11 protein-coding genes and 3 pseudogenes are annotated in these 17,362 nt (G+C 62.9%); 3 read left to right on the top strand and 11 right to left on the bottom strand.

Going from position 1 to position 17,362, the window contains the following annotated elements:
* Positions 1 to 125: 125 nt before the first annotated feature.
* The 11 genes and pseudogenes from SLT36_RS09015 to SLT36_RS08965 all read right to left on the bottom strand — a co-directional run bounded on the left by SLT36_RS09015 (position 126) and on the right by SLT36_RS08965 (position 13,813).
* Positions 126 to 1,512: pseudogene (locus SLT36_RS09015) on the bottom strand (NAD(P)(+) transhydrogenase (Re/Si-specific) subunit beta).
* 1 nt (position 1,513) lies between these two features.
* Positions 1,514 to 1,935: pseudogene (locus tag SLT36_RS09010) on the bottom strand (proton-translocating transhydrogenase family protein).
* A gap of 226 nt (positions 1,936 to 2,161) precedes the next feature.
* A pseudogene (locus SLT36_RS09005) lies at positions 2,162 to 3,294 on the bottom strand (Re/Si-specific NAD(P)(+) transhydrogenase subunit alpha); the annotation flags it as partial.
* A gap of 285 nt (positions 3,295 to 3,579) precedes the next feature.
* Positions 3,580 to 3,828, bottom strand: coding sequence for an aa3-type cytochrome c oxidase subunit IV (locus SLT36_RS09000; RefSeq protein ID WP_067958134.1), 249 nt, complete (start codon positions 3,826 to 3,828; stop codon positions 3,580 to 3,582).
* 431 nt (positions 3,829 to 4,259) lie between these two features.
* Entirely contained in the window at positions 4,260 to 4,766 is a 507-nt protein-coding gene (locus tag SLT36_RS08995; RefSeq protein ID WP_432286950.1) for a hypothetical protein, read from the bottom strand.
* Between the two features lie 5 nt (positions 4,767 to 4,771).
* Positions 4,772 to 5,575, bottom strand: a complete 804-nt coding sequence (locus tag SLT36_RS08990) for an ABC transporter substrate-binding protein (RefSeq protein WP_432286949.1) — start codon at positions 5,573 to 5,575, stop codon at positions 4,772 to 4,774.
* Between the two features lie 47 nt (positions 5,576 to 5,622).
* Entirely contained in the window at positions 5,623 to 6,402 is a 780-nt protein-coding gene (locus SLT36_RS08985) for an N-acyl amino acid synthase FeeM domain-containing protein (protein ID WP_432286947.1), read from the bottom strand.
* A gap of 156 nt (positions 6,403 to 6,558) precedes the next feature.
* Positions 6,559 to 8,868 (bottom strand): putative bifunctional diguanylate cyclase/phosphodiesterase, encoded by a 2,310-nt coding sequence (locus SLT36_RS08980; RefSeq protein ID WP_432286945.1) that lies wholly within the window; start codon positions 8,866 to 8,868, stop codon positions 6,559 to 6,561.
* 139 nt (positions 8,869 to 9,007) lie between these two features.
* Positions 9,008 to 12,484, bottom strand: coding sequence for an indolepyruvate ferredoxin oxidoreductase family protein (locus SLT36_RS08975; protein ID WP_432286944.1), 3,477 nt, complete (start codon positions 12,482 to 12,484; stop codon positions 9,008 to 9,010).
* A gap of 206 nt (positions 12,485 to 12,690) precedes the next feature.
* Positions 12,691 to 13,224: a hypothetical protein gene (locus SLT36_RS08970; RefSeq protein WP_432286943.1), complete on the bottom strand. Its 534-nt coding sequence runs from the start codon at positions 13,222 to 13,224 to the stop codon at positions 12,691 to 12,693.
* Complete coding sequence (locus SLT36_RS08965) at positions 13,217 to 13,813, bottom strand: CGNR zinc finger domain-containing protein (protein ID WP_432286941.1); 597 nt, start codon at positions 13,811 to 13,813, stop codon at positions 13,217 to 13,219. The genes SLT36_RS08970 and SLT36_RS08965 overlap by 8 nt, the downstream gene beginning before the upstream one ends.
* A 93-nt stretch (positions 13,814 to 13,906) precedes the next feature.
* On the opposite strand from SLT36_RS08965, the gene SLT36_RS08960 reads away from it, so the two are divergent.
* From SLT36_RS08960 to SLT36_RS08950, 3 genes are all read left to right on the top strand, one after another.
* A complete protein-coding gene (locus tag SLT36_RS08960; RefSeq protein ID WP_432286940.1) occupies positions 13,907 to 14,812 on the top strand; it encodes a branched-chain amino acid ABC transporter permease in 906 nt (301 codons plus the stop codon).
* 199 nt (positions 14,813 to 15,011) lie between these two features.
* Complete coding sequence (locus tag SLT36_RS08955; RefSeq protein WP_432286939.1) at positions 15,012 to 15,596, top strand: TRAP transporter small permease subunit; 585 nt, start codon at positions 15,012 to 15,014, stop codon at positions 15,594 to 15,596.
* Positions 15,593 to 17,332: a TRAP transporter large permease gene (locus SLT36_RS08950; protein ID WP_432286938.1), complete on the top strand. Its 1,740-nt coding sequence runs from the start codon at positions 15,593 to 15,595 to the stop codon at positions 17,330 to 17,332. Before SLT36_RS08955 ends, SLT36_RS08950 begins: the two co-directional genes overlap by 4 nt.
* Positions 17,333 to 17,362 lie beyond the last annotated feature (30 nt).

Genomic DNA, 17,362 nt, shown 5'->3' with positions numbered 1-17,362 from the left:
CGAAGACTATTCAGCAAGAAGACTGTTCAGAAACAGGGGCAGCCTATGCCAGTTCAAGGCAACAAAAAAGCCCGGGCGTTGCCGGGCTTTTGTTTGTCGGCGTGTGGATGGCTGAGAGTGTTTTCTCAGTGATCCATGGCCTTGACGATTTCTTCGGTCATCTTCTTGGCGTCGCCGAGCAGCATCATGGTGCCGTCCTTGTAGAACAGCGCGTGTTGTCGATGCCGGCATAGCCGGAGCCGAGGCTGCGCTTGACGAACAGGCAGGTGCGGGCCTTGTCGACGTCGAGGATCGGCATGCCATAGATCGGCGAGCTCTTGTCGTCACGCGCCGACGGGTTGGTGACGTCGTTGGCGCCGATGACGTAGCGACGTCGGCCTGCGAGAACTCCGAGTTGATGTCTTCGAGCTCGAAGACCTCGTCATAGGCACGTTGGCCTCGGCAAGCAGCACGTTCATGTGACCGGGCATGCGGCCGGCGACCGGGTGGATATTTGACTTCCACCATTGGCCTTGAGCTTGTCGGCCATCTCGCGCAGCGCATGCTGGCCTGGGCGACGGCCATGCCGTAGCCCGGCACGATGATGACCTTCTGGGCGTTCATCATCAGGTACGCGGCGTCGTCGGCAGCACCCGTCTTGACCGTGCGCTGGATGCCGTCGTCGACAGCTGCCGCCGTCTCGCCGCCGAAGCCGCCAAATGACCGAGATGAACGAGCGGTTCATGCCCTTGCACATGATGTAGGACAGGATCGCACCGGACGAGCCGACCAGCGCACCGGTGATGATCAGCGCGAGATTGCCAAGCGTGAAGCCGAGTGCCGCTGCTGCCCAGCCCGAATAGGAGTTCAGCATCGACACCACGACAGGCATGTCGGCGCCGCCGATCGGGATGATCAGGAGCACGCCGAGCACAAGCGACAATGCCACGATCAGCCAGAAGATGGTCGTCGACTGGGTGGTGACCAGGAGCACGATCAGCACGACAGGCCGATGCCCGAGGGCGGCGTTGATCAGGTGGCGGGCCGGCAGCATGATCGGCTTGCCCGACATGCGGCCGTCGAGCTTGAGGAAGGCGATGACCGAGCCGGTGTGAAGGTGATGGCGCCGATGGCAACGCCAAGGCTCATCTCGACAAGCGCCTGGCCATGGATGGCGCCGACGGCACCGATGCCGAAGCTTTCGGGTGCATAGATCGCAGCAGCGGCAACCATGACGGCGGCCAGACCGACGAGGCTGTGGAAGGCAGCGACCAGCTGCGGCATCGAGGTCATGGCGATGCGTCGGGCGGTGACCGCACCGACACCGCCGCCGATAACGAGGCCGAGCACGATCAGGCCGAGGCCGCCGGCAGAGGCTTGGCCAGCGCCAGCGTGGTCACGATGGCGATGCCCATGCCGATCATGCCGTAGGTGTTGCCCTTGCGGCTGGTGGTCGGATGCGACAGGCCACGCAGCGCCAGGATGAACAGGATGCCGGAGACGAGAGAGGAAGGAAGCGAGGTTCAGGGTCACGTCACTTGTCCTTCTTCTTGTACATCGCCAGCATGCGCTGGGTGACGAGGAAGCCGCCGAAGATGTTGACCGAGGCCAGCACCAGGGCGACGAAGCCGAAGCCGGTGGCAAGGCCGGAAGCGGCGATGCCGACGGCCAGCAGCGCACCGACGACGATGACCGAGGAGATCGCGTTGGTGACGGCCATCAGCGGCGTGTGCAGGGCCGGCGTCACCGACCAGACGACGTAATAGCCGACGAAGATCGCCAAAACGAAGATGGCGAAGCGGAACACGAACGGGTCGATCGCCCCGCCTGACACGGCATGTGCCGCATTGCCGGCAGCTTCGGCCGCACCTTCAGATGTGGCGAGATCCTGACGCCGAGCCGGACGGCGGCAACCGCCTGGTCGAGCTGGTCGAGGGCTTTCTGAAGACCTTCCATCACGCGTCTCCCTCAGATGATGTCTTCGCGCCGGCGCTTGGCGCCGACTTCTTGGCAGTGGCTTTTGGGCAGCGGGCTTTTTCGCAGCCGCCGATTTGTCCGCTTTGGCGGCGGCCGGCTTCTTCGCCGCTGCCTTGGCAGGTGCAGCACCATCGCTCGCCGGGTCGTCGCCGCGGTTCTGGCCGGCCACGATCGGCTTTGGCTTGTCCGCCACGGCAACCGCTGCAGCATTGGCGAAGTTCGGATGCACCACCTTGCCGCCATCGGTCAGCATTGTTGCCTTGACCAGCTCGTCGTCGCGGTTGATGGCGATCTGCTTGGTGGCCTTGTCGACCATGGTCTCGAGGAAGGCGAACAGGTTCTTGGCGTAAAGCAGCGAGGCGGACGCCGCGACCCGGCCCGGCACGTTGAGATGGCCGACGATCTTTGCCCCATTGGCTGACGTGACGACCTTGCCCGGCACCGCACCCTCGACATTGCCGCCGCGCTCGACGGCGAGGTCGACAAGCACCGAACCCGGCTTCATCGAGGCGACCATAGCCGCCGACACCAGCTTCGGCGCCGGACGGCCGGGATGAGTGCCGTGGTAATCACGATGTCCTGCTTGGCGATGTGCTCGGCAGTCAGCGCCGCCTGCTTGGCCTGGTACTCCTTGGACATCTCCTTGGCGTAACCGCCTGCGGGTTCGGCGGCCTTGAACTCCTCGTCCTCGACGGCGAGGAACTTTGCGCCGAGCGAGGCGACCTGCTCCTTCACAGCCGGACGCACGTCGGTGGCCGTCACGATCGCGCCCATGCGGCGTGCGGTGGCAATCGCCTGCAGGCCGGCGACGCCGACGCCCATGATGAACACTTTGGCCGCAGGAACAGTACCGGCTGCCGTCATCATCATCGGCAGCGCCCGGTCATATTCCGAGCACCGTCGATGACTGCCTGGTAGCCGGCGAGATTGGCCTGCGACGACAACACGTCCATCACCTGGGCTCGGGTGATGCGCGGCATGAACTCCATGGCAAACGCCGTCACCCCCGCCTTGGCCATCGCCGCCAAACCGGCCTCGTTGCCATAAGGATCCATGGTGGCAAGCACGGCAGCGCCCGGCTTGTAGCCCTTGACCTCGGCCTCCGAGGGACGGCGCACCTTGAGCACCACATCGGCCTTGGCGGCATCGCCGGCCTTGCCGATGACAGCCCCCACCGCCCGCATAATCGGCATCGGGAATGCGCGACAAGGTGCCGGCGCCCGTCTCGACAACAACCTCGAAGCCAAGACCCACAAGGCGTTTCACCGTATCCGGTGAAGCCCCTACGCGGCTCTCAATCGCATCAAGCTCTCTGGGTATGAATATCGTCTGGCCCACCGTGACGTCCTTTCGGCTGAACCTTACCAAACGTAAAGTGCCGGACGCACACAGACGCGTCGCGCCTTACCAACGAAATCGACTGGGCTAGTGACGAGAAGACCGCCGACGCACCCGCACCAAAACTTATCAGGACCATGCCCTGCCGGGCGCTTCGCCGGCAAGGTTATTGCGTGCAGCCGCTTTTGGTCCACGCTCTTCGCAGGAAGACCGTCGGTTCAGCTTCGACCGGAAATTGGCCGTGACACGAACCGGCGCGGGAACCCGGCGGCTGCCGGAAATCAATCAGCGGATATGGGTCGGCACGTCGCGCAGCAGATAGCCGCCGACGCCGCAGATGATCAGAAACAGCACGAGGCTGGAGAAGAAGCCGGCCGGCGTAAAGAAGCCGAAGGCCATGGCGATCATCAGCGCCACGCAGAACAGCGTGCCGTATTTGGACAGCATGATGAACATCGAATAGGTTTTCTCGTGCTCGGCGTAATCCATCTGCGCGCCAAGTTCGATCGGGCCGGTCGGCGTGGTATCAGCCATGAGAGTCCCTCCGGAAAACGAGTTCAAGGGCACATACCTAAATGCGCGCTGCAGGGCAATGGAAAGATTGCCCTTTGGCTGCGACAAGATTATCAATCCCCAACGGGGAAATAAATGCTCATTTGATCAAACGCAAGCGTTTATTGCGAAAGCGATGACTGATATTGCGATGCCGGAATGGTGGCGGGTTTCGAAAAGCAGGGTGGCTGGCAGTGCGGAGGTGCTGTCCAGATGCGAATGAAAGCCTAGTGGACATGGTTCGCGACTGTTCAGGTTGCGGCGGTACAGGCCGGAAGCCTTCCGACTACCTGAGTGCGACGGGCTCCGCACTGGCGGCAGATGAGGGCGAGAATGAGTTCAGCATGATCAGGCAAGGGCGCGCCGCGCCACAGCGATGGCCGCGCCGATTACTGGCCAGGGGGGAAGGGATCCTAGTTCTTGCAAGCCTCGTTGAGCGACCATGGCGCATGCGACGTGGCGAACTTGTTGGCTTCCTGATCGACCAGCGGGGCGATCATCTTGGCATCGGCGGTCAGCGGGTGCGATGCCTTGACGAAGCGGTTGCCGTCCCACTGCAAAAGCCAGGCGCTGCCATTGCCGGCATGGTTGGCGCAGGTCGTCGCGAACGGGCCGATCATGCCTGACATGCCGAGGGCTGCCAGCCTGGCATCGTCGATCTTGAGGTTCTCTAGCCCCCAGCGCATCTGTTCGCCGCTGATCAGCCTTTTGTCGAAGTGCTCCTGGGCCGCCTTTATCGCCTCGGCCGACAGCATCGAGATCATGACGCCGCGCTGGTAGAAAAGCTTGTCGAGCGCCTCGGCAGGCGTCTGCGACTTGCCGGCGTCGATGACATATTTGCGGATGTCCTTGATCACCTCGGCATCCGGCGCGGGCAGGTTCCACGACAGGGCGCGATAGCCCTTCGCCGCCTCGCCCACAGCCTTCAGTCGTCGTCGTCATGCGCCGACCACCAGATGCCGACGAGCCTGTCCATCGCAAAGCCCGATTTAACCGCCTCGACCAAGGCACCCGCATTCATCGCGCCCCAGCCCCACAAGAGCACAAAATCCGGGCGCTCGGCCTTGATCTTCGCCCATTGCACCGACTGGCTCTGCATCTCCTTGGCCGCCACAGGCACGGGCAGCAGCGTGAAGTCAAAACTGTCGGCATATGCCTGCAACAGCGGGATTGGCTCCTCGCCATAAGGACCGTCGAGGTGCAAAAGCACGATCTTCTTGCCACGCAGATTGTCGAGGTCGTCGCCCGATATGCCCTTGAGCATCATCGAGGCGCCGTCCCAGTAGCTGACCGGAGGATTGAAGGCCCAGGGAAAACGCCTGCCGTCTGCCATGGCCGAGAAGCCGTATCCCGGCGCGAGCACAGGTACCTTGTCGACGCTGGCCTTGGGCAGCAACTCAAGAGTGATCGCGGGCGACCAGGGCTGGGTAACAAGGCTCGAAGCCTTGGCCTTGTCGTAGCACTCCAGAGCCTTGTCGACGCTGAAGCCGGTCTCGCACTCGTCGTAGTTCAGCCTGATGCCGTTGATACCGCCGTCGCGCTCGTTGAGCATCAGCATGTAGTCACGCTGGCCGTCCGTCAGCGGAGTACCGGCATCGGCGAAAGGGCCGGTGCGGAAGGTCATATTGGCGACTGTGAGCGTGTCTTCAGCAGCCAGCACCGGAGCGGGCAGGATCATCCCGAGCAGCAATACGGCCCGCAACAGGTGTTTTGTGGTCGGCGTCGTCATTGTTCCCGCGGATTCCGGATCACATTGCCGCCGACCTTACGCGAAGCTCAGGCGGCTTCGCGAAAATATTTCGCCGTCGGCAGGATGGTCAGCGGCGCGAGCTCGCCCATAGGCTGCCTGCCGAACATCAACCTTTGTTCCATCGGCGTCGACTTGAAGAACGGGAAACGCTGGAACGAGCGCTCGCGGATGCTGTTGACGTCGGCGCGGTAGAGCACGACCTTATAGTTGAGGCCGGGATAATCGCGCAACTCGCCGATCTGCTCCGACTTGTAGATGCGGCGGTAGAAACCGGCATGCTCGGGACGAATGGTCGACAGGCAGTAAGGCGCGTCGAAATAGAAGCAGGCCATGCCGGCCAGGCGCAGCGTGAGATAAGGTATCTGCGGATAGACACGCGACCAGTCCGGATCTGCAGCGAAGCGGCTGGGATCGACGAAGTTGGCGCCGGCCGCCAGTTGGGGGCGCAGGATATCGCCATAGACGGTCGTCGACGGCGACGCCGGCGTTTCGCGACAGGCATGATGGATGCGCAGCGTGCTGACCAGTTGGCCATCAATGTAGATGCCGAATTTGTAGCAGTTCTCGGCATCGTCGAGATCATCATGGATGGTGTGGTCGGGATTTTCCGACACCATGTCGCTCAGACGGTACGACTTGTAGCGGAGGCGATAGATGTCTTCGAGGTCTTCGCCCTTGTCGCAGCGCCGGTATTCGGCCCGCTCGAGCAGACTTGAAACATGGCTCGCGAAACTCGAGCCTTCACCGGACACACTGCCACTCTTGACGTCGGCGTCGCCGCCGGACGTCGCTTGATGGATCGTCATGGTATTCCCCGTACTTCCGCCCAATCGAAGGGTAGCGGAGGCCGGTTTGATGTAAAGATAAAATTCAAAATGTTCCTATTTACCTTCCATTAAGGTTAACAATTAATGGATGAACAAGCGTTTTTGCCAGTTGGGCGACCTGCCCTTCCGCTTACTTTATCGGCGGGCTGAAATGCGTGCGAGACCGATGTCCTTGGCAAAGGGCCAGACGGTGTTGGACATGGTTTCAATGCCGGACGACGACAGCGCCGAACCGAACAGGAAGCCCTGGACGAGGTCGGGGTGGACCTCGACAGCGAGGATCTTGAGCTGTTCGAAGGTCTCGACGCCCTCGACGGTGACCGACAGGCCGAGCGGCCGTGACAGGTCGACGATGCCTTTCAGCAGCTTCAGCGAGCGCGGGTTCTGCGCGACATCGGCAAGGAAGCTGCGGTCGATCTTGACCTTGTCGAGCGGCAGCTTGTGCAGATAGCTCAAGCTGGAATAGCCGGTACCGAAGTCGTCGAGCGCAATGCGCACGCCCAGTGCCTTGAGTTCCTCGATGTAGCTGCGCGTCGACGACTTGTCGTCGAGCAGCGCCGTCTCGGTGACTTCGATTTCGAGACGATGCGGCGCGAGGCCTGAAGCCACAAGCGCGCCGCGGACCTTCTCGACGACATCGCGGTCGCGGAAGTCCTTGGCCGACAGGTTGACCGACACGCCGATCGGCGCCGGCCACTTGGCGCATTCGGCGCAGGCTGCCTGCAGCACGAAGGTGCTGATGTCGGAGATGATGCCCATCTCCTCGGCGAGCGGAATGAAGGTTGCCGGCGAGACCGGGCCAAGCTCTGGATGATCCCAACGGCACAATGCCTCGCAGCTGGCGATACGCATCGTGCTCATCGAAACGATCGGCTGGTAGACCACGCGGAGCGCGCGCGCTTCAACCGCATTGCGCAGATCGGCCTTCATCAGCTGGCGATTGCGGAAGGCGGCGTCCATCACCGCCTCGAACAGCTGCCAGCTGTTCTTGCCGGATTCCTTGGCCTTGTAGAGCGCGAGGTCGGCCTTGACGATCATCGCATCGACATCGGATTCACGCACCTTGCCGAGCACGGCGCCGCCGCTGGCCTGGATGCGCAGCACATGGCCGGCGACATCGACCTCGCCCTGCAATTCGGCGAACATGCGGTCGAGCATCAGCTTGAGATGGCTCTCGTCATCGACCTTGTCGAAATAGATCATGAACTCGTCGCCGCCGAAGCGGCTGACCTTGACGGCATCGGAGGCAAACGCTGCCAGCCGCTCGGCGACGGCGTAGATCAGCCCGTCGCCGACAGGATGACCAAGCGTGTCATTGACGCTCTTGAAGTCGTCAAGGTCAAGCACGGCGAGCGCGCACAGCCGTTCGCGGTCGCCGGAGAGTACGCATTCAGCCGCCACTTCATGGAAATAGGCGCGGTTGGGCAGCCCGGTCAGGCCATCGTAGCGGGCCATGAAACGGATCTTCTCTTCGGCGGCGACACGAGCTGTCACGTCCTCGAAGGTGATGACGCCAAGCTCCTGGCTGCCTTCGCGCGCCGAGAACTCCAGGCACTGGCCGTTGGCGAGCGAGACCAGGACCTTGCGGTCCCTGCCCTCGCGCAAAGCGCGGGTCAGCTGAGCCTCGATGTAGCGGCAATCCTTGAGCGCGAGTTGGCCGCCGGCGACGCCGCGCATCAGCAGGCCATGGATCGAGCGGCCGAGCAGCGCCTCCGGCGATTTGACCGACATCAGATGCGCAGCTTCCGCGTTGGCCACAGCCACGCGACCGTCGGGGCCGAGCATGACCAGGCCGTGCGACATGGTGTTGAGGGCACGATTGAAGCGCTGGGCGAGGCGGTTGGCCTTCTTCTCCTCCGACACTGCGGTGAACAGCACGTCGCGCACCGTATCCGCGAACTTGCGGATGGCGTAGAGGAACGGCGCCGACAGCAGGCCCAGGAAGACGTGGTAAAAATCGCCACGCAGCAGAAAGCCGAGCGAGATCGCCCAGGTCATCGTGACGGTGAAGATCATCACCATGCGCGGCGAGCCGTAATTGCGGCCGGCAATCGAGGTGGCCGATGCAAGCGTCACGCAGACCGAGGCGATTTCGGCGAAAGGATCATAGGCGAAATAGATGCCGGCGAGGCAGAACGAGCCCAGCGCCAGGCCATGCAGAGTACCATAGAGGATGTAGTCGTTTTCGCGCTTGTGCGCTTCTTCCCACGTCGCGGCAGCCGGCAAGCTGTTGTATTTGCGGAAGTTTCGCATGCGCAACGTGGCGACGAGCACCATGAACATCGCAACGACAAGATAGAGCGGGTGAGCGGTTTTCCACCAGACGACGCCGATCAGGACCGTCTGCGCAACCATACCAACAGCCAGCGTCGCGCCATCGCGGAAAAGCGTTTCCACGAAGGGTATGTAGACGTCGACCGGTATCTCGTTGTTTCTTCTGCGCATCCGAGGCCTGCCTGGGAGGCCAAGGACTGCCACATCCACCTTAAGAAAGGCTTAGAAAGCGCGCACTTATGCGCCAGTAACGCCGCTCAATCGCCCGCCACAACTTCTAATTTAGGTTCAGGTAAACAAGTCGTATCGTCTACTCGGCAGCTTGCAGGGCGGCGCTTGCCGGCGCGGCAGCCAACCTCTTGACCAGCCGTTCCCGTTCCCCCGATGCCTTGTCGACGCTCGCATGCTTGACGTGACCATAACCACGGATCAGCTGCGGCACCGATGCCAGGGCGGCCGCAGCATCAAGGTTCTCACTCGACAGCGAAGCGCGGATCAACTCGAGATCGGCCTCGTAGCGGTCGAGCAATGCACGCTCCATGCGGCGCTCGGCGGTGTAGCCGAAGATGTCGAGGGCACCGCCGCGCAGGCTCTTCATCGCCGACAGCAGCCTGAAGCCCTTCATCATCCACGGACCAAAGTTCGACTTTCGCGCAACACCGTCGGCGCCCTTGCGGCCGAGGATCGGCGGCGCGAGATGGAACTCGAGCCTGTCGTAGCTCTGGAACTGCTTGGCCAGTTCACGCTGGAACGAGCCGTCGGTGTAGAGCCGGGCGACCTCATACTCGTCCTTGATCGCCATCAGCTTGAACAGCGAGCGCGCCGCCGCATCGGTGACGATTGTCGAGCCCGCCTTTGCCTTCTGCTCGGCAGCCCGGAGCGCAGCGATGCGGCCGGTGTAGCGCTCGGCATAGGCAGCGCTCTGATAGGCTTTCAGGAACTCGGCGCGGCGTGCGATCATCTCATCGAGTGTCTGGGCGACGACAGGCTCATCGCCGCGGGTGGTCCGGCCGATCATGGCGCGGACGAACTCCGGATCATGGGCGGCGCGGCGGCCCCAGCGGAACGCCGCGACATTCATCGCCACCGCTTCGCCATTGAGAGCGATCGCCTTTTCGACCGCTTCAGTCGACAGCGGCAGGCCGCCGTGCTGGAAAGCAAAGCCGAGCATGAACATGTTGGCACCGAGCGAATTGCCGAACAGCGCTGATGCGGTGCGGGTGGCGTCGAAGAAATGCGCGTTCGCCTCGCCCGCCGCATCGCGGATCGTCTTCTTCAGCCGCTCCGTCGGCAGCGAAAAGTCGGCCGAGCGCGTGAACTCGCCGGGCATGATCTCGGCGGTGTTGGCGACGAAGATGGTGTGGTTTTCGCGAACCGCCGCCAGCACCTTCTTGGCGCCCGACACGACGAGGTCGCAGCCGAGGATCAGGTCGGCCTTGCCGGCGGAAACGCGGATGGCGTTGATGTCGTCCGGCGAACGGGCGATGCGGACATGGGTGAACACCGAACCGCCCTTCTGGGCGAGGCCGGCCATGTCGATCATGCCGCAGCCTTTGCCTTCGAGGTGGGCGGCCATGCCGAGGATGGCGCCGACGGTGACGACACCAGTGCCACCGACGCCGTCGATGATCGCTGCCCAGCCGTCACTGTCGAGCGCGAACGGCTTCGGCTCAGGCACGCCCTGCAACGCGTCGCTGGTTCCGGCTATGCCTCCGGCCTTGCGGATCTTGGCACCATGCACCGTCACGAAGGACGGGCAGAAGCCGTTGACGCAGGAAAAGTCCTTGTTGCAGCTCGACTGGTCGATCTTGCGCTTGCGACCGAACTCGGTTTCGACAGGCTGGATCGAGACACAGTTGGACTTGAGGCCGCAGTCGCCGCAGCCCTCGCAGACGAGTTCGTTGATGAAGACGCGCTTGTCCGGATCCGGAAAGGTGCCGCGCTTGCGGCGACGGCGCTTCTCGGCAGCGCAGGTCTGGTCGTAGAGCAGGACGGTGACGCCCTTGATGTCGCGCAGCTCGCGCTGAACAAGGTCAAGATCGTCGCGGTGATGAAAGGTTGTACCGGCAGGAAACTGCGAACGGCCGCCATATTTGTCCGGCTCGTCGGTGACGACGGCGATGCGCTCGACGCCCTCGGCACGGACCTGGCGGGCAATCATGTCCACGGTCAGGCTGCCTTCATGCGGCTGGCCGCCGGTCATCGCAACCGCGTCATTGTAGAGGATCTTGTAGGTGATGTTGGCATCCGAGGCGAGCGCGAAGCGGAGCGCCAGCGTGCCGGAGTGATTGTAGGTGCCGTCACCGAGATTCTGGAAGATGTGCTCGCGCTTGGTGAACGGCGCCTGGCCGACCCATTGCGCGCCCTCGCCGCCCATGGCGGTGAAGCCAACGGTGCTGCGGTCCATCCACAACGACATGAAGTGGCAGCCGATACCGGCGCCGGCGATCGAGCCCTCCGGCACCTTGGTCGAGGAATTATGCGGGCAGCCGGAACAGAAGAACGGCGTGCGCGACGCCACGTCCTTGGTGTCGGCCAGCATCGCCTGGTACTGGCGCAAGCGGCTGACGCGGGCGGCGATCTCTTCCGACGGGCCGATGACCTTGAGCACGCGCTCGCCGATGGCAATGGCGATGTCGTTGGGGTCGAGCGCGCCCTTGGCCGGAAACAGCCAGTCGCCGCGCTCGTCCCGCTTGCCAACGACCTTGGGCTGCATCGAGGTGCCGTAGAGCTCCTCGCGCACCTGGACCTCTAGCAACGAACGCTTTTCCTCGACGACGACGATCATCTCGAGGTCACGGGCAAACTCCCTGATGTGCTCGATGTCGAGCGGCCACGGACAACCGACCTTGAACAGGCGGATGCCGAGCTGGTTGGCGCGGCTCTCGTCGATGCCGAGATCGTCGAGCGCCTGGCGCACGTCGAGAAAGCTCTTGCCGACGGTGATGATGCCGATCTTGGGTTTGCGGCCGCCGGGATAGACGATGCGGTTGATGTTGTTGGCGCGGATGAAGGCGGACGCAGCCGCCCGCTTGTATTCGTGCAGCCGCGCTTCCTGACCGAGCTGGTCGAGCTCGTGGCGGATGTTGAGCCCGCCTGGGGGCATGTCGAATTCGGGGATGACGATGTTGAGCCGGCCGAGCGAGGCGTCGACTGAGGCGGTGGACTCGATGTTGTCCTTGACGCATTTGATCGCCGCCCAGGTGCCGGCGAAGCGCGACAGGGCAAAGCCGTAGAGTCCGTAGTCGATCAGCTCCTGCACCCCGCCCGGATTGAGGATCGGAATCATCGTGTCGACGAACAGGAACTCGGTGGCGTGTGCGTTGGTCGAGGATTCGGCCGTATGGTCGTCGCCCATCAACGCCAGAACGCCGCCCTTCTTCGAAGAGCCGGCGAGATTGGCATGACGGAAGACATCACCCGAGCGATCGACGCCGGGACCCTTGCCGTACCAGACGGAAAAGACGCCGTCGTGCTTGCCTTCGCCCAAAAGCTCAGCCTGCTGCGAGCCCCAGCAGGCCGTGGCGGCGAGTTCCTCGTTGAGACCGGGCTGGAAGACGATGTTGGACTGCGCCAGCTGCGTCTTGGCTTTCCACAGCTGCAGGTCGAGCCCGCCGAGCGGCGAGCCGCGATAGCCCGAGACGAAACCCGCCGTATCGAGGCCGGCGAGCCTGTCGCGCTCGCGCTGCATCAGCAGCATGCGGATGACGGCTTGCGCGCCGGAGAGGAAAATCCGCTCCTTGCCCAGATCGAACTTGTCGTCGAGAGCGACGTCGTGAAGCGTCATCAGCATTTCCTGTGCCCCAACCACCCTCGATTCGGGCAGCTGACCTTGGGTAGCCTAGCGATAGCTTTTCCGGGCGCGGCTGTCGCGTCAAACGAAATTCTTTGCCTGGGAAAAAGAACAATCGAAGGTGGCTAGGACCGCCAGCCACGCACGAATCCGCAAGCAGAAGCCGTCCAGGCGAATGAAAATTTCCTTCGGAGAGAAGCTCAGGCGGCGGGCGGACAGGTCACGCCGCGGCCTCCGGGCAGGTGACCGTCGGGATGCCCCTCAAGTTCCGGATTGGGATCGTAGAACGGGCCGACGACGAGCGGCTTGTCGGGCAGCACCGACTGGTCTTGTGACGAGGCCATCGTCGTCTCCAGCGCCTGCATCAGCTCGCCGCTGGCATCCTCGATGCGGATCGACACCTTGTAGGGCCTGTCCTTGACCACGCATTCGAGCGGCGGGCTGTTGATCGTCACCTTGTCATTAAGCGGCCATATCTTCTGGCGGACGATGATCGCCTCGCCCCCGGCGGGGTTTTCGAAGGTAGCGACCGCAACTTCGCCCTCGCCGATCGGCTTCAGTGGCCTCAGGGTGACAAGATACTGTACGGTCGCGACCCGGTAGTTGAAGACGAACAGCCGGCCGGACAGTTCGAAATGCTCATCCTCGCCGCCGGTTTCTCGGCAGCCAGCCAATGCCAGCGAGGCAAATGCCAAAAGGGCAAAGGCGGCACGCAAAAATTTGCGCTCAGGCATTTTGCACCTCCTTGCGCCTGCTGTAATGGCGCTTCGCCTTCTGACGGTTGCCGCAGACGGCCATGTCGCACCACAAGCGGCTGCCGTTGCGACTGCGATCGAGAAACAGCCAGTTGCAGTTCGGGCAAATCCTGAGCCGGGACATGGTGGCGGCGGATAAGAGCGACAGCGCCGATACGGCGAGTGCTGCCTCGAAGGCCAATGGTTCCGGCGTGGCACCGAAGGGGGTTGCGGCACTCAGGCTTTCGCGCGCACCAATGAGCCCACTGGCACAGGCGTTGAGGAAAGCGGGCATATCGGCCGTGGCAAGCGCGCCGTCGATGACGCTGCTTCGCATCAGGCGGTCGGTGGCTTCACGAATGGCAATCACCTTGCCGGCAATCGCCAGAGGGTCGGGAGCGGCCAGCGCCCTGCCCTTCAGCTCGTCGGCGCGAAAGCCGCTGGCCGCAGCGGCGAAGCGGGCGATCTCCATGGGCTCGTCGAAACGGTCGAAGCTGCGCGCTGCATCACCCCGCAACACCACTGTGTTGGCGGTGTCGAGCGCGAGCACGCCGCCAGAGAAACGATGTTGGGTCCAGGAGACTGCCATGCCTCAATCTAACTGGTAAATGCAATTTGACAAGTTAGTATCGCGGGCGCAGTCTTTGCGGCAGCGCGACAAGTGGGCGCCGCCGGACAACGCATGCTCTATTTCCTGCAACAGCTTCTCAACGGCGTGCATTCGGCGGCGATCTACGGCCTGCTGGCCTTCGGTTATGCGCTCGGCAACGGCCTGCTCCAGCGCACCAACCTTGCTTTTGGCGGCATCTTCGCCTTCTCGGGCCAGACGATGATCCTCGCCGCCGTCTACGGCTACCAGGCGATGTGGCTGACGCTGCCGGCGACGATCGCCTTCGGCATCGTCGTGGCGCTCGCCTATGCCGCTCTTGTGAGCCGGGTGATGTCGCGTTCGGTCTTTGCACCTCTCGCCAACCGCTCGCCCAACGCCATCGTCGCCGCCACGCTCGGCGTGATGATCGTGCTGATGGAGATGAGCCGCATTGCTGCCGACACGCACGACTACTGGCTGCCGCCGATGCTGGCGACGCCGGTGGTCTTTGGCTCAGATGGCAATTTCGTCGCGACGCTGACGGTGATCCAGCTGATCAACACGGCAGTGGTGGTCGCCGTCATCACCTGGGGTGCTTTCAGGTTGGCGCGATCGAATTTCGGCCGAAACTGGCGAGCGGTCGCCGACGATCCCTTTGCCGCCAAACTTTGCGGCATCGACACGGCACGGGTGTTCCACCGTGCCCTGCTGTTGGGTGGCCTGTGCGCCGGCCTGGCCGGTGTTCTGGCAGCACTTTATTACGGCAATCTCGGCTTTGGCGCCGGCCTGGTCTACGGCTTGAAGATCCTGTTCATCACCGCGGTTGGTGGCTATTACGCCCCTGGAAAGGCAGCACTCGGTGCTGCCGCCTTCGGTATCGCCGAGTCGCTCTGGGCCGGCTATTTCCCGATCGAATGGCGCGACGCCTGGATGTATGGCCTGCTCGCGGCGATGCTTGTGCTGACCGGCGACCGCAAGGACGCACTAAGCCGGGCCTGACCGCGAAATGGCCTTCGACTTTGGTCGCATACCGCGCGACCTTCTGGTCTTTTCCCTTGTTTTGCTACCTTCGCAGCAATTGACGGGAACGGCGCGTTATGTTGACGCCGCACCCTTGACCGGCATACCCATGACATCGGGAGTGCCGAAAAAGAACGTCGGGGAACAACGGCTGCCCCACACAACCTGGGAGGAATGCATGGCAGGGCTTCTCGCTCTATCCAGAGCCATTGACCGTATCAACGAAGCGATCGGCAAGACGGTGGCATGGGCGATCCTGCTCGCCATCCTCGTGAGCGCAGGCAACGCGGTGGTGCGCAAGACATTCAACATGTCGTCGAACGCCTGGCTGGAACTGCAGTGGTACCTGTTCGGTGCCGCCTTCATGCTTGCAGCAGCCTACACGCTGAAGCAGAACGAACACATCCGCATCGACATCGTCTACGGCCTGTTCTCGCGCCGCGTGCAGCACTGGATCGACCTGCTCGGCCATGTGCTGTTCCTGATGCCCTTCGTCCTGCTGATGATCTTCTACTTCATCCCCTATGTCAGCCTGTCGTTCCGCTCCGGCGAAATGTCTTCGAGCGCCGGCGGCCTGATCCTGTGGCCGGCAAAAGCGCTGCTGCTGATCGGTTTCGTGCAGCTCGGCCTGCAGGGCGTCTCCGAGATCATCAAGAAGGTCGCCATCATGCGCGGCGACATGGAGGATCCCAACCCGTTCATCTCCGCACACGAGCAGGCTGAACTCGAAGGCAAGGCCCTGGCCGACGAGGTACGCCCATGATCGAGTTCATCGCCCAGAACATGGCGCCGATCATGTTCTTCTCGCTCATCATCTTCATGCTGCTGGGTTACCCCGTAGCCTTTTCGCTCGCCGCCAACGGCCTGCTGTTTTTCTTCATCGGGGTGGAGCTCGCACCCTATTCGAACGGCTCGATCAACCTGTCCTGGCCACTGCTCTATGCCTTGCCGGAACGTTTCTGGGGGGTGATGTCGAACGAGACGCTTCTGGCGATCCCTTTCTTCACCTTCATGGGCATCGTGCTCGAACGCTCCGGCATGGCCGAGGACCTGCTCGACACCATAGGTCAGCTGTTCGGACCGATCCGCGGCGGTCTCGCTTATGCCGTCATCTTCGTTGGTGCGCTTCTGGCTGCGACCACCGGCGTGGTTGCCGCCTCGGTCATCGCCATGGGCCTGATATCGCTGCCGATCATGTTGCGCTACGGCTACGACCGACGCGTTGCCTCCGGCGTCATCGCGGCATCAGGCACGCTTGCCCAGATCATCCCGCCCTCGCTGGTGCTCATCGTGCTCGCCGACCAGCTCGGCCGCTCGGTCGGCGACATGTACAAGGGCGCGCTGATCCCCGGCCTGGTGTTGACCGGCCTCTACATGGGCTACATCCTGTTGATGTCGATCATCCGGCCGAAGTCGATGCCGGCACTTCCCCTGGAGGCCCGCACGCTCGGCCATGGCGTCACGTCGTTGTTCGTGGCACTGGCTGTCGCTGCCATCATCGCCTATGCGGCGCATGTCTATCTCTCGCCCACCCACGGCGCCAATGCCGACATCCTCGGCGCCTGCGTCGGTGTCATCTTCATCTACGTCGTTGCCATCGCCGACCGCGGCATGAAGATCAATATGATGTCACGGTTGGCCCAGCAGGTGATCATCGTGCTGATCCCGCCGCTGGCACTGATATTCCTGGTGCTCGGCACCATCTTCCTCGGCATTGCGACACCAACCGAAGGCGGCGCGATGGGTGCTGTCGGTGCGCTGATCATGGCCGCCGCCAAGGGCCGCCTCAACCTCGATGTGATCAAGCAGGCGCTGGCCTCCACCACGCGCCTGTCGTCCTTCGTGCTGTTCATCCTGATCGGCGCCCGCGTCTTCTCGCTGACCTTCTACGGTGTCAACGGCCACCTCTGGGTCGAGCACCTTCTGGTGTCGCTGCCCGGCGGCGAAGTCGGCTTCCTGATCGCCGTCAACATCCTCGTGTTCCTCTTGGCCTTTTTCCTCGACTTCTTCGAGTTGGCCTTCATCATCGTGCCGCTCCTGGCGCCTGCCGCAGACAAGCTCGGCATCGACCTGATCTGGTTCGGCGTGCTGCTCGGCGTCAACATGCAGACGTCCTTCATGCACCCGCCCTTCGGCTTCGCGCTGTTCTACCTGCGTTCGGTCGCGGCACGCGTGCCCTATCTCGACCGGATCACCGGCAAGAACATCCAGCCGGTGACGACGGGCCAGATCTATTGGGGCGCGGTGCCGTTCGTCTGCATCCAGATCATCATGATCGGCCTGACCATCGCCTTCCCGCAGATGGTGATGCACTACAAGGGCAAGACGGTCGACCCCTCGACCATCGAGATCAAGATGCCCGATATGCCCGGGCTCGGCGGTGGCCTCGGCCTGCCGCCGCTCGGCGCACCGGCAACTCCGGGAACCGCGCCGGCTGCTCCAGGCACGGCACCAGCCGCACCGGCCAACGATCTCTCGAAACCACCGAGCTTCAACTGATCCACAAGCCAAGAGGGCGCCCACGTGGCG

The organism is Aminobacter sp. BA135 (assembly GCF_050859125.1).
Taxonomy (GTDB): Bacteria; Pseudomonadota; Alphaproteobacteria; order Rhizobiales; family Rhizobiaceae; genus Aminobacter; species Aminobacter ciceronei.
The sequence above is the reverse complement of the archived record's forward strand: the minus strand, read 5'-3'. Positions and strand labels throughout refer to the sequence as shown.

What these genes read in the sequence shown, in the direction of transcription:
- SLT36_RS09000 (WP_067958134.1), bottom strand. Translation starts at nt 3,828, where the DNA reads ATGGCTGATACCACGCCGACCGGCCCGATCGAACTTGGCGCGCAGATG.
- SLT36_RS08990 (WP_432286949.1), bottom strand. Translation starts at nt 5,575, where the DNA reads ATGACGACGCCGACCACAAAACACCTGTTGCGGGCCGTATTGCTGCTC.
- SLT36_RS08985 (WP_432286947.1), bottom strand. Translation starts at nt 6,402, where the DNA reads ATGACGATCCATCAAGCGACGTCCGGCGGCGACGCCGACGTCAAGAGT.
- SLT36_RS08980 (WP_432286945.1), bottom strand. Translation starts at nt 8,868, where the DNA reads ATGCGCAGAAGAAACAACGAGATACCGGTCGACGTCTACATACCCTTC.
- SLT36_RS08975 (WP_432286944.1), bottom strand. Translation starts at nt 12,484, where the DNA reads ATGACGCTTCACGACGTCGCTCTCGACGACAAGTTCGATCTGGGCAAG.
- SLT36_RS08970 (WP_432286943.1), bottom strand. Translation starts at nt 13,224, where the DNA reads ATGCCTGAGCGCAAATTTTTGCGTGCCGCCTTTGCCCTTTTGGCATTT.
- SLT36_RS08965 (WP_432286941.1), bottom strand. Translation starts at nt 13,813, where the DNA reads ATGGCAGTCTCCTGGACCCAACATCGTTTCTCTGGCGGCGTGCTCGCG.
- SLT36_RS08960 (WP_432286940.1), top strand. Translation starts at nt 13,907, where the DNA reads ATGCTCTATTTCCTGCAACAGCTTCTCAACGGCGTGCATTCGGCGGCG.
- SLT36_RS08955 (WP_432286939.1), top strand. Translation starts at nt 15,012, where the DNA reads ATGGCAGGGCTTCTCGCTCTATCCAGAGCCATTGACCGTATCAACGAA.
- SLT36_RS08950 (WP_432286938.1), top strand. Translation starts at nt 15,593, where the DNA reads ATGATCGAGTTCATCGCCCAGAACATGGCGCCGATCATGTTCTTCTCG.